Origin of the sequence: Pseudomonas sp. A014, from assembly GCF_052378495.1 — a bacterium.
GTDB classification, from domain to species: Bacteria; Pseudomonadota; Gammaproteobacteria; order Pseudomonadales; family Pseudomonadaceae; genus Aquipseudomonas; species Aquipseudomonas machongensis.
In genome coordinates, this window is sequence record NZ_CP199001.1 from 2399088 (window position 1) to 2411334 (window position 12247).

The window sequence follows — 12247 nt, forward strand, 5'->3', positions numbered from 1 at the left end:
TTCATGACGCACTCCAGGTCAGGGCAAACAAGGTCTGCCCTGGCAGTTGAAAACGGATCTGTCCCTGCTGGCAGCTGACGCGGGCAGGGCGCGGGTGATTATCGGGGCCGAACAGCTCGAGCCGGGCGGCCGGGCAGTCGCCGAGTGCCAGCTCGACCTGCTGCACGCGCTCGGCCTTGTTGACCCCCAGCAGGCTGCGCTGACGGCCGTCGGCCATTGCCAGGACGTCGACCTCGAAGGCGTCGTTGTCCAGGGCCAGCACCTGGCGCAGCCAGTGGCGCTGGATGAACTGCTGGGCAAGGCCCACCGGCTTGAGCTCGAAACGCTCATCGCCCAGCACGCGGATCATGCCCTTCGGCCATTCGGGCTCGTCGGCGACATGGAACCAGTTGAGCATGTCCAACAGGCCGTCGGCGGAGGCGTTGATCACCACCGACGCCCACCACAGGCCAGCGTAGTGGGTGTTCTGGTCATAGGGGCTGAGGCTGGAGCCGCTGGACAGGTTGGTCTGGTCGAGCAGCAGCGCCTTGCGCGGGCGGCCCTGGTTGTCGAGGCCGACCAAGGCCGCGGCCTGGCGCACGCTGTCGCGGTAGCTGCGGGTGGCGAGCAGGTCGCGGACCATCCATTCGTGCCAGGCCAGAGCATCGATCTGCGCGCCGTGCTCCCGGAGCAGGCGCCGGGCCCAGTCGATGCCGCGCAGGTCCTTGCTGCCCTGGGTGAAGGGGCCGCCGAGCAGGCGTGACGAGGCGGGCATGGCGATGCGCACGCCTGCCTCCCGAGCGCCCGGCCAGGCGCGTACGCGCTGGGCCATGCCGGTGAAGAAGTCGCGGTAGCTTTCATAGTCGCGGTAATTGAGGTTCGGCTCGTCGGCGAAGGCCAGGTAGTGCAGGCCCTTGCCGCCCAGGCGCGCGGTGCCGGCCAGCCAGGCATCGAGGCCGTCGTGGCTGGTGCGATCGGCGGCCAGGTCGGCGCGCCTACCGGTGCCGGCGAGCAGGGTGATGTCCTGGGTGATGCCGAAGCGCTGCTGGTACAGGCGTCGCCAGGCGTCTTCATAGCCGGGTTGGCGGGCGAGCACGTCCATGAAGCTGTAGTAGCCGGCCGACTGCGGGCGCAGGGCGTCGAGGGCGGCGAAACTCGACGGTGGCGGCAGTACGTAGGGCAGGTTGACCCCCAGCAGCGGCGTAGGGCCGAGCACCTTGGCCTGGAGCTTGAGCCGCACCTGCCCGGCAAGGTTGGCGACGTCGCCCAGATGATCGGCGCGCTGGGCGAACAGGTTGGCGCTGCCGTCGAGCCAGAATGCCGCCTTGCCGCGCCCCTGCAAGCGTAGCCGCCAGGTTTCGTCGCGGGGGCTGACTGGCAGCGTCTGCTGGTCGAAGCGCCAGTAGGCCGGGTAGGGCTTGAGCGCCACCTCGACCTGCTGGCCGTCGCTCAGGCGTTGTGCCGAAAGCCCGCGCACGCCGCCGTGGAACTTGCCGGCCAGCGTCGCCTGCTCACCGGCCTTGACCCGGAAATACAGCTCGACCCGTGGTCCGACTTCGGCGCTGAAGTGCACCTTGGCGGGGGCGAACAGGGCGCGCGTGGTGTCGCTGTGCTCGATCTGGTAGCCACGGAAGCTGTACCCAGGGACTTCCAGGCGATAGGGGCCGGCGTCGGCGCTCAGCGGCCAGCGCTGCTCGCCGCGCAATTCCTCGGCCTTGATCGCCCGCTCGCCGCGCAGCTGGCCACGGCCGTCGAGCAGGAAGATGCGCTCGGCATTGGCGTCGGCCTGCCAGGCCGGGTGCCAGCGCAGGCGCAGTTCATCGTTGCGTCCTGGTTGCAGGTACAGGCTGCCATCGCGGATATCGCCCCATTGCAGGGGGGCCGCAGGTGCCAGCGGCACCCACAGGGCACAGAGCAGCAGCCAGCGTTTCATGCTGGCCTGCGCTGCAACATCTGGCGCAGCGGCGCGAAGTCGCTGGGCAGGATGATCAGGGTGTGCAGTACCGGCACGCCACTCAGGCGGCAGTACAGCACCAGCATGGCCACGGTCACCGCCAGGTAGGCGATCGATGACGCCGCGGCGGCGCCGACGATGCCCCAGGTCGGAATCAGCAGCACATTGAGCACCAGGTTCAGCGCGGCGCCTGCACCCATCATCAGCGATACCGTGCCGGGGCGGTTCTTGCCCAGCAGGTCCAGGCGCAGGATGCTGGCGTAGCACAGCCCCAGCAGCCCTGGGAGCAAGGCCAGCAGGGCCGGGTAGGCCGGTTGGTAGGCCATGCCGAACAGGGTGACGATCAGCCAGTCGCCGATCACCGCCATGCACAGGCAGGCACCGAGCATCACCGTGGCGGTCAGGCGCAGTGCCAGGGGGGTGAGTTTTTCCATGCCGGCGTCCTGCTGCAGCAGGCGCTTCATCAGCGGTGTGGTCACCGCTTCCGGGACGATCAGCAGCAGTTCGGCGGCGGCACTGGCCATGGCGTAGTGGCCCAGTGCAGTACTGCCGAGCATGGCGCCGATGAACAGGTAGTCCGAGCGCAGGATGACTTGCTGGAACAACAGGTCGGGGTGGCTCTTGGCGCTGTAGCTGAGCAGTTCGCGCTGGCCGCCGCGGTCCCAGCGCAGGGCCAGCGGATGCTGGCGGCGCAGCCACCACAGGCCCAGCACCAGCACCAGGGCGATGCCCACCAGCCAGCTGATCAGCGCCGCCTCCAGCGCCTCTTCACGCCACATCCAGAACAACGCAAGAAACAGCAGCAGCGGTGCGGCCGATTCGGTCAGGCGCAGCACGTTGAACGCGCCGACGCCACCGCTGGCGTTGTGCAGTGTCAGCAGGCCGCTCTTGAGCACGGTCATCGGCACCGCCAGCAGCAACAGCCAGGCCAGCAGGCCCAACTGCAGGGTGATGTCCAGGTCGGCACCGAACTCGCGCACCAGCAGCACGCAGACCAGCGTCAACAGCCCCGCCAACAGGCAACCGTAGACCAGCACCTGGGTCAGCAGCAGGCCCATGTCGCGCTGCTTGGCCGCCTGGTAGCCAACGGCGCTGTTCAGCCCGCCGCTGGTGGCGGCGCTGATCAGGTCGGGCAGGGTGCTGAGCAGGGCGAACAAGCCCCGCTCGCTGGGGCCGAGGATGCGCGCCAGCAGCACGTTGCGCAGCAGGCGCAGGCCGATCATCGCCAGCTTGGTGCCCATGCTCAGCGCCAGATGGCGCAGGTAATGGTTGCGGCTCATGAGCGGCCCCCGCGGCTGATGCGCCAGGCCAGCAGCGATGGGCGGCTGGCATTGCGCTGGCTGACGCCGATGCGTGGCAGGGCCAGCGGATCGTCATGCCCCTGGCAGATGCCGGCGCGCGTGCTCAGGGCGAAGGGGTAGCGGTGCGCCGCCACGCGGGCGCGCACGCGATCGTCATGATCGCCATTGGGGTAGCAGTACACCGGCAGGGGTTGTTGGCAACCGTGCTCCAGGGCGGCGTGACTGCGTTGCAGTTCCTCGTCCAGGCGCCGGTCGTCGAGATAGGGCAACAAGGCGTGGCTGGCGCCGTGCGGGCCGAAGCGCACCAGGCCCGAATCCTCGAGCTCGCGCACTTGCTGCCAGTCCATGGCCTGGGGCAGCGATTCGGCCGGGCAGGCGTCGGTCAGTTGCTGCAGGGCCTGCGGGCTGAGGCTCTTGAGGCTTTGCAGGTAGTGCGCCAGCACCTGGCTGCGCGCTTGCGAGCGGTCGTTCATGAAGTAGGCCGCCGGCAGCGGTCGGCCGAGCTTGCGCAGGTACTCGATGAGGTTGTGCCGCGCAGGTTCGCCGTGGCTGCCCCACAGGGTCTCGCCGACGCTTTCCCACCAGAAGCGCTGGCGGCTGCCGATGTAGTCGGTGGACAGGAAGATGCTCGCCGGCACCTGGTGCTTGCGCAGCAGCGGGAAGGCGTTGCTGGCATTGTCGCGCCAGCCGTCGTCGAAGGTCAGGGCAACCTTGGGGCGCTGGTTGCTGCGGGGGGTCTCATGGTCCTTGAGCAGGTCCATGAGGCTGACGCAGTCGAAGTGCCGAGGCAGCCAGCGCAGCAGCCCTTCGAAGGCGCGTGGCCCGACGCACAGCTCGTTGCGGTGCGGCAAGGCGGCGCTGGCATCATCGGCCAGTACCCGATGCAGCATGAGGATCACCCCGGCGCCGCGCAATTCGGCGCGGCCCTTGGGCGACTTGAAATACAGCCAGCCACTGGCCTGTTTGATCGTCGTCTTGATCGGCATGTCCATCGCTCATCGATTCTGGTCGGGATTCCATTGGCTGTAGCTGTGCCCGCGCAGGAATTGCCACAGGCCGACACTCATGCCCGCCAGCGTCACCAGCACGAAGGCGGCCAGGCGGAATGGCCTGGGCAGGCGGTGGCCAGCATCGAGCAGGCCGGCGATCGCAGCGGCATAGCCGAGCAGTTGCGCGGCCAGGGTCAGGTGGTAGAAGTGCGATTCACCCACCAGCCACAGGTTGGCCAACAGCAGCGGCAGCAACAGCACCGGCGCCAGGCGGCGGATCAGCTTGTGGCTGATCAGGGCGATGGCGTACAGGCCGTGACGCATCGGGTTGAGCAGTTCGCTGCGCGCGGCCAGGCTCTGCAGGCCGCCGACGGTGACGCGTTGGCGACGGCGGAACTGCTTGTCGGCCTCGTCCACGCCCTGGTCGAGGACGATCGCCTCGGGCACGTAGACGATGCGCTGGCCGGCGGCCGGGGCGCAGGTGCTGATATAGAAGTCATCGTTGACCTGTTTGGGAATCGCCTGGTACAGCGGGCGGCGCAGGGCGAGCAGGGCGCCGTCTGCCGAGACCATGCAGCCGGTGCGGTTCTCGACCTTGCGCACCCAGGCTTCGTAATGGCGATACAGGCTGTCGCCCAGGCTCAGGCCCTTGCCTGGGTCGGGGATGATCATGTGCCCGGCAGTCCCGCCGACATCTGCGTCGGCGAAGGGCGCCAGCAGCAGGCCGAGGGTGTTGCCGGCCCACTGGTTGTCAGCGTCGGTGAACACCAGGATATCGCCGCGGCAGACGCTCACCGCAGTGTTCAGCGCGCCGGTCTTGCCCAGGCGCGGCAGGTCCAGCACCTGTACCCGTGGATCGTTCACGGCGCGGGCCAGCGCCACGGTGCGGTCGCTGGAGCCGTCGCTGGCCACCACCACCTGCAGTTCGGCGGCCTGGTAGTCCTGGGCGAGCACGCTGGCGAGCTTGGCTTCGATATGCCGCTCCTCGTTGTGCGCGGCGATCACCACGCTGACCCGCTGCGGCGCTAGCGGGCCGGGTGTGCGCACAGGAAAGAACGGCGCCGCCAGGGTCAGCAGCACGGGATAGCCGACCCAGGCGTACAGCGGCAACAGCAGGCACAACCAGAAGATGATCTCAGCCACGGGCGGGCCTCCTTGCGGTGCGGTTGAACAGGCTGAGGATGAACGCAGCGCCGGCCAGGTGCAGGCGCAGCCAGTGCAGGCCCCAGAGCTGCAGGGTCAGCAACGTGTCGTGGTGCCTGAGGCTCTGGCGCAGACTCAGCGCCAGGGCAGGCAGGGCGCTGATCAGCAGCAGCACCAGGGCCACATGGGGGAAACCGTCGAGCAGGGCCGACAGCGCCATGGCGTCGAGGACCCAGGCGCCCACCGACAGCAGCGGGAAACGCAGCAGGCGCAGGCTCACGCCATGGCTGCGCAGCAGTTGCAAGTGGCTACCCTGACGCCACATCTCCTTGCCCAGCCATTCGCCCCAGCTGCCCTCGAAGCCCCAGTGCAGCACCACCGGCTGGCGCAGCACGCGCAGGCGCGCGCCGGCTTCGTGCAGGCGCAGGGTGAAGTCCTTGTCTTCGCCGGTGCGCAGGCGCTCGTCGAAGCCGCCGACCTGGTCGAACCAGGTGCGGCGCATCAGCAGGTTGGGCGTAGGCAGCCAGGTGCAGTCCTGTACCGTCTGCCCGGCGCGCAGGGTGCGGCGTTGCCAGGCGTGGGCGAACCACGGCGCCTGGCGCGGGGTATCGCAATCGAGGGCGAAGACGTCGCCTTCACCGCGGCGCTGCAGGCCCAGCAGCAGGTCGAGCCAGTTGTCCGGTACTTCGATGTCGGCATCCAGAAATGCCAGCCACTCACCGTGGCTGACCTGCGCGCCCTGGTTGCGCAGGGCGCCGATGGCCACGCCAGGCAGGCTCAGCACCTGGGCACCGTGCTGGCGGGCAATGGCAGGGCCGTTGTCGCTGGAGCCGTTGTCGACCACGATCAGCTCACAGCCGAGCCCCGCGCAGTGGGCGGCCTTGCGCGCGGCATCGAGGGTGCGGCCGATATGCCGGGCTTCGTTGAACATCGGGATGACGATGCTTACCTGATTCATCGCTGCGCCTCCACGTCTCGCGACGCGGTGGCCTGGCGCAGCAGCACGCTGGACAGCGCCAGCATCAGCCACAGGTACTTGTGGCTGGGGGCACTGAGGAACATCAGGAACAGCCCGATGGCCAGCATGCTCATGGTCAGGTGGGTCATCAGGTCGGCGTTATCGTGCTCGCCGGTGGCACGCCACGCCGCACGGGCCTGCCAGAAGTTGCGCAGGGCCAGGGCGATCATGCCGACGAAGGCCAGCCCCGCCGGCAGGCCGGTTTCGCTGAACAGCTCGAGGTAGGTGTTGTGGGCGCGACGATAGAGGTCGGTGGTCTTGCTGTTGACCGGGGCGAAGGCCTTGGAGAAACCGGTGTCGGCGTAGTGCAGCGGGAAAGTGCCGGGGCCGGTGCCGAGCATCGGGCTGTGGCTGATCATCTCCTTGCCCACCACCAGGTACGAGGCGCGTCGGCCCAGGGATTCGTCCTGGTGCGCATTGACCCCGGACTTGAGCAGCATCAGCGACTGGATGCGATCGGCGTAGCCGGCCGGCATCAGGGCCGCGCCCAGCGGCAGGACAATGGCCAGGCCGAGCATGGCGAAGCCCAGGTGACGCGGGCGGATCCGTGTCAGTTGCTCGCGGTAGTTGTACAGCACGATGCCCAGGCTGATCAGCAACACCACCAGGCCTGAGCGCGACTCGGTCTTGGTCATGCCCACCAACAGCAACAGACAGCAGCCGGCCCAGAACAGCTTGAGCGGAATCTGTCGGGTCTTGATCGCCAGCCACAACCCCAGCGGCATGGCGATGGTGATCAGCAGGGCGAAGGCGTTGGGGTCGAGCATGGCCGAGGCGCGGCCCTGTTCCTGGTACTTGGTGGAGAAGATGGCGAACAGGCAGGTCACGCAGACACTGACGGTGATCAGCCGCGCCAGCATCCGCAGATTGAGGTCGCGCCCCACCAGCAGGGTGATGACGAACACCACCAGCCCCACCAGCAGTTCACGCAGGTGCAGCACCGACAGCTCGACGCTGTCGCTGGTCCACAGGCTCAGCAGGTACAGGGCCATGAATGGGATCAGCAACCGCCACTGGTTGCTGCGCAGGCGCTCGGCCGGCAACTGACGCACGGCCAGTTGCAGCGTGAGGATCAGCACCAGGCCCAGGCCGATCAGCTTGGCGCCGGAGACCATGCTGTCCTTGAGCAGCCCTTCGAGCGGCACCAGCGCGGCGATCGCCAGCAGGCCCCAGGCTGGCTTGCGGTACAGCACCAAGGCACCGGCCAGGCCGACCACGGCGCCAGGGGCCAGGTAAGGGTAGGGGCTGGCCAGCAGCCCCAGCGACAGCAGGGCCACCAGGCCCACCAGCGACAGGGGGATGATCATGCGACAACCTCCATGGCCGTGCCCTGGTACACCAGGGCCCAGCGTTGTGCCAGGGTCGGCAGGTGGTAGCGTTCGCGCTGGGTCTGGCGGGCGCGGGCCACCAGTTCTTCAGCCTGTTGCGGATCGTCCAGCAGCGCCTGCAGGTGGGCAGCGAGTTCATCGACCGCCAGCGGTGCGGCAAGCAGCCCGCTGCGGCCGTGTTCGATCACATCGGGAATGCCGCCGACACCGAAGGCCACCACCGGTACGCCGTCCTGCATGGCTTCGAGCAGGATCATTGGCGTGCCTTCGGTGCGCGAGCTGATCACCAGGGCATCCAGTCGGGTCATCCAGGCTTGCATGTCGCGCTGGAAACCCGGCAGCGTGATGCGTTCGGACAACCCAGCGGCATCGATGCGCGCCTGCAGCGTGGCGCGTTCGGGGCCGTCGCCGAGCATCACCGCGTGCAGGTGCGGGTGGCGCTGGCACAGCGGGATCAGGGTATCGAGGAACAGGTCGGGGCCTTTTTCGCTGGACAGCCGCCCGACATAGCCTGCCAGCCAAGGGGCTTGGCGCGATCCGTGGCTCTGCACCGCAGCGCTACCATCGCGGGACGAGCCCGCTCCCACAGGGGCTGCGGGGGTAGCGCAATGCACAGGTGTCGCGGCCTCCAGCGAACCCTGTGGGAGCGGCCTTGTGCCGCGATCACCGGCGCAGCCGGTGCCCTGTAATGCGGTGCTGCCATCGCGGGACGAGCCCGCTCCCACAGGGGCAGATTGCACAGATGCCACAGGCTCCGGCAGGCCGTTGGGGATTACCTGCAACTTGCTGGCTGGAACACCCGCCTGGCGGTGGATGCGGGCAATGCTCTCGGCCACGCACACCACAGTCGCCACCGTGGGTGTGCGGCACAGTTGCAGGCTCAGCCAGGTGTAGAAGCGCTGCTTGGTGCTGCGCGGCGTGAAGCCGTGCTGGGTGGTCACCAGTGGCAGGCGCCACAGTGTCGCGGCCAGCCAGCCGAAGACCATACCCTTGAAGTTGTGGGTGTTGATCAACGGCCGCTCGCCACGCACGGCCGCCACTTGCCTGAGCAGTGCGCCCAGGCCATGGCAGCTCTGGCAGTCGATGCCGGCTTCGCGAAAGCGCATCACCAGATCCTGCGGCGCGTCGAGGAACAGCACCCGGTGCCTGCCAGGGGTTGCCTGGCAGTGGTCCAGGAGCATGCGCTCGGCGCCGTAGAATCCGCCGCTGCTGAGCAGGTGCAGGATCAACTGGCCGGTAGCGGGCACGGCAGCGTTCAATTGCGCACCCAGTGCATCAGGCGAGGCAGCGACCACGACTTGTGCGGGTTGGGCAGCGCCGGGGTCTGGTCGTTGATCACCAGCAGCACCGGCAGGCCCAGCTCGTGGCTGATTTGTGCAGGGTGCTTGAAGCGGTGGTCGAAGAACTCCTTGACGTAGACCAGCGCGATGGCCAGCAGCAGGCCGGTGACCAGGCCGAACGGGATGATCAGGCCAGGTTTGGGGAACGACGCAGTGGCCGGTTCATAGGGTGCGCTGAGAATACGCGCGTTGGACTGGCTACCATCGAGCAGGCCCTGGCCGCGGCTTTCCTCATAGCGCTGGGCGTAGGTGGAGAAGGCCTTGTGCAGGGCATCGATCTCGGTGTCGAGCTGGCGGGTCTTGCTCTGGGTCTCGCGCAGCTCGGTGATGCGGTTCTTGTATTCACCGATGCGTTGGGTCTTCTGGTCGATCACCTGCTGGGTCACGGCCAGGTCCTGCTGGCGTTCGCGGATACGGTTCTCGACGATCTTGAGGAATTGGCCGCGCAGCTGGGCGATCTGCTGGCGTGCCATGACCATCTGCTCGGCCCCGGGCTGGAACACCGTGGCATCGCCGTTGTAGCGGGCCAACTGGGTGGTCAGCTGCTCGCCCAGTTGCTTGATCTCGCGGTCTTCGAAGGCGACGTTGTCGACCGTGGTGGTGAAGGTGTAGGGGAAGGCATAGTCGGCCATCTTCGCCTTGCTCGCCGCGGCCAGGCTGCTCTGCAGGTAGTCGAGCCACTGCTGGTTTTCCAGCTTGCGGTCGCGCTGCAGGTTGAGTGCCTGTTCCTCGGTGTTGATCGCATTGAGGCGGAAGGTGATCTCTTCTTTCGGATCGGACGAGCCGATCGCCGTCAGCAGGGCCAGGCGTTGGCCCTCGAGGTCGCCCAGGCGCGCCTGGTAGTGCAGTTTCTTCTGCTCGTAGAAGGTCTCGGGCAGCTCGTTGGACTGCAGGTCCTGGCGGTTCTTCAGGAAGTTGTCCAGCAGGCGGGCGACGAACAGGGTGCCGAGCCGGGCGTCATCGGCGCTGTAGGTGACCGAGATGACGTTGGAGCCGGGCAGGGTCTCGATCTTGAGGTCCTTGACCGCCTGATCGGTGAGCTCGTCGAGCTGGGTATCGCGCTCGTCGGCGACCGACTTGCCCAGCAGGCGATGCAGCGGGTCGACGATGCCATGGCGCAGCGGGTCGATCACGGTGCGTCGCAGTAGACCGGGTTCGGCCTGGTACTGGCCTTCCTGGCGCAGTTGGCTGATGGTCTGGCGGATCAGCGTGGGCGAGCGCAGGATGTTGCTCTCGGTCTCCATGTCGGCCAGCGACGGCGGGATGAACTGGTCCGCCTGCTGAGCCAGCGAGGAGCTGGTATCACTTTGCGAGAGCTTCTTCGATTGCACGATGACTTCGGCGGTGATGTCGAAGCTCTGCTTGAGCACCAGCGGTAGAATCACCGCGATCACCGCGAAGATCAGGAACACCCGTTTCACCAATTGGCGGTTGGCGAAGAAGATGCGGAAGAACTCATGCACATAGTTTTCTTTCGGTTGCGTGGTCATGGTCCGTCCCCTGGTCAGTCGTTGCTTTCTTTGTTGTCGACGCGGTAGCTGAAGCTGAAGCCAAAGCCCTGGAACAGCACCACGTCAGCCAGTTGCCGGGACAGCTCGGCAGCGCTGGCAAGCTTGGTCTTGGGTACATAGAGCATGTCTTCGGGCTGCAGATAGGCGAGCTTCTGGCTACCGCCGGAGAGGGCCTGGTCGACGTCGTAGTTGACCGCATGCACGGTGTTGCCTTCGCGGCGCATGATCACCACCGAGCCGAGCTTGGCCTTCAGGGTCGGGCCGCGGGCCAGGGTCAGGGCCTCGAGCACCGACACCGGACGACGGATCTGGAAGGCGCCCGGCTGGCCGACTTCGCCGAGCACGTAGATCTCGTTGGCGGCAGTAGACTTGAGCAGCACATCCACGCTCATGCGCCCCGGCAGGCTGGCGTAACGCTCGTTGAGGTAGTCACGCAACTGGTTGACGGTCATGCCCTGCAGCGGCACCGAGCCGATTTCCGGGAAGGTCGCGCGGCCGTCGTTGCCCACGGTGATGTCGCGGCTCATGCCGGTGCCGGGGTGGCTCAGGGCGTTCTTCAGGTTGACCTCGTCGGTCATGGGGCTGAGCACGCGCACCGTTACCTGGTCGCGGTTGGGCTTGAACACGCGCTTGTCGTTGTAGGCCTGACGAATGGCGCTCTCCGCTTCGCTCGGGGTCAGGCCCTCGACGCGCACCGACGCGTTGGTGGATGGCAGGGTGATGCTGCCGTCGGGCTGCACCAGCTGCTGGCCGTTCAGGCCGCTGGCGGCCATGAAGTTGAGGTCCAGGGTGTCACCGGACTGGATGCGGTACACCCCGGCAGAGCGGTTGCTGACGTGGAAGATCACTTCCAGCACGTCCTGTGGCCGCAGCACCTGTTCGCGGCGGGCGACTTCGGTGGCCTGGCTCTCGGCCGCTGGTGCGGTGAGGATCTGTACCGGCATTTCGCGGCTTTCCTGGCTGGCGCAACCGGCCAGGGCGAGCACGCACAGGGCAATCGAGGGGTATCTCATGGCGATCATGGCGTGCGTCCTCTCACAGGTTGTCGTACAGCCACTTGGGCATGTAGTACTTGCGCTTGTTGAACACGCTGCCGATCAGCCGCGCGCCAGCTTGCGTCAGCCGTTGGGCGGCAGCCTGGGCCACTTCCCAGCGGGTTTCCTCGGCGCACACCACCAGGATCACGCCATCGACCAGGGTGCCGATCACCAGGCTGTCGGCGCTGGCATAGATGGCTTCGCCGTCGATCACCACAAAGCGGTAGTGGGCGGCGAACTGGCGCAACAGGATGCGCAGGCGCTCCGGGTCGAGGCGGTCGCGTCCGCGCTTCCAGGTGCCCGCCGGGAGCACGTCGAATGGTTGGTCGGACAGGTGCACCACGCAGTCCTGCGCCAAGGGTGGAGTGTCCTCGTCGAACAACAGGTCGGTGTAGCCGCGCAGCTTGTTCAGCCCCAGTTGCTGGCTCAGGCCATTGCTGCTGGAACTGCCGTCGATCAGCAGCACCGCACCCGCGCTCATCAGCGCCAGCTGGCTGGCGAAGGCCAGGGCACTGGTGCTGGTGCCGGTGCCGGTGTTGGCCGCGGTCAGCAGCAGGGTGCGCTGGTCGAGGTCGAGGACAGTGGCGGTCAGGTTGGTCTCGCTCGGGTTGGCGATACTCAGGCTTCTAGAAGTGGAACCGTCCATC

At 67.2% G+C, this 12247-nt stretch carries 10 protein-coding genes; all 10 read right to left on the bottom strand.

Going from position 1 to position 12247, the window contains the following annotated elements; all coding sequences use genetic code 11:
* Window position 1: 1 nt before the first annotated feature.
* The 10 genes from ACTYOL_RS10915 to ACTYOL_RS10960 are packed head-to-tail and all read right to left on the bottom strand — an operon-like array spanning window position 2 to window position 12246.
* On the bottom strand, window positions 2–1912 hold the full coding sequence (locus tag ACTYOL_RS10915) for a hypothetical protein (RefSeq protein WP_444757912.1): 1911 nt from the start codon (window positions 1910–1912) through the stop codon (window positions 2–4).
* Window positions 1909–3213: a lipopolysaccharide biosynthesis protein gene (locus ACTYOL_RS10920; protein WP_414155317.1), complete on the bottom strand. Its 1305-nt coding sequence runs from the start codon at window positions 3211–3213 to the stop codon at window positions 1909–1911. Before ACTYOL_RS10920 ends, ACTYOL_RS10915 begins: the two co-directional genes overlap by 4 nt.
* Entirely contained in the window at window positions 3210–4220 is a 1011-nt protein-coding gene (locus ACTYOL_RS10925; protein ID WP_112899558.1) for a polysaccharide deacetylase family protein, read from the bottom strand. The genes ACTYOL_RS10920 and ACTYOL_RS10925 overlap by 4 nt, the downstream gene beginning before the upstream one ends.
* A 9-nt stretch (window positions 4221–4229) precedes the next feature.
* Window positions 4230–5366, bottom strand: a complete 1137-nt coding sequence (locus ACTYOL_RS10930; RefSeq protein ID WP_153774916.1) for a glycosyltransferase — start codon at window positions 5364–5366, stop codon at window positions 4230–4232.
* Complete coding sequence (locus ACTYOL_RS10935; protein ID WP_153774917.1) at window positions 5359–6324, bottom strand: glycosyltransferase; 966 nt, start codon at window positions 6322–6324, stop codon at window positions 5359–5361. The genes ACTYOL_RS10930 and ACTYOL_RS10935 overlap by 8 nt, the downstream gene beginning before the upstream one ends.
* On the bottom strand, window positions 6321–7691 hold the full coding sequence (locus ACTYOL_RS10940) for an O-antigen ligase family protein (RefSeq protein WP_197889534.1): 1371 nt from the start codon (window positions 7689–7691) through the stop codon (window positions 6321–6323). Before ACTYOL_RS10940 ends, ACTYOL_RS10935 begins: the two co-directional genes overlap by 4 nt.
* On the bottom strand, window positions 7688–8971 hold the full coding sequence (locus ACTYOL_RS10945) for a glycosyltransferase family 4 protein (RefSeq protein WP_444757913.1): 1284 nt from the start codon (window positions 8969–8971) through the stop codon (window positions 7688–7690). The genes ACTYOL_RS10940 and ACTYOL_RS10945 overlap by 4 nt, the downstream gene beginning before the upstream one ends.
* Entirely contained in the window at window positions 8968–10542 is a 1575-nt protein-coding gene (locus tag ACTYOL_RS10950; protein WP_153774919.1) for a GumC family protein, read from the bottom strand. Before ACTYOL_RS10950 ends, ACTYOL_RS10945 begins: the two co-directional genes overlap by 4 nt.
* A 14-nt stretch (window positions 10543–10556) precedes the next feature.
* Window positions 10557–11576, bottom strand: coding sequence for a polysaccharide biosynthesis/export family protein (locus ACTYOL_RS10955; protein WP_054893969.1), 1020 nt, complete (start codon window positions 11574–11576; stop codon window positions 10557–10559).
* A 22-nt stretch (window positions 11577–11598) separates the two neighbouring features.
* Window positions 11599–12246 carry a CpsD/CapB family tyrosine-protein kinase gene (locus tag ACTYOL_RS10960; protein ID WP_054893958.1) on the bottom strand — a complete coding sequence of 216 codons (648 nt, stop codon included), beginning with the start codon at window positions 12244–12246 and terminating at the stop codon, window positions 11599–11601.
* Window position 12247 lies beyond the last annotated feature (1 nt).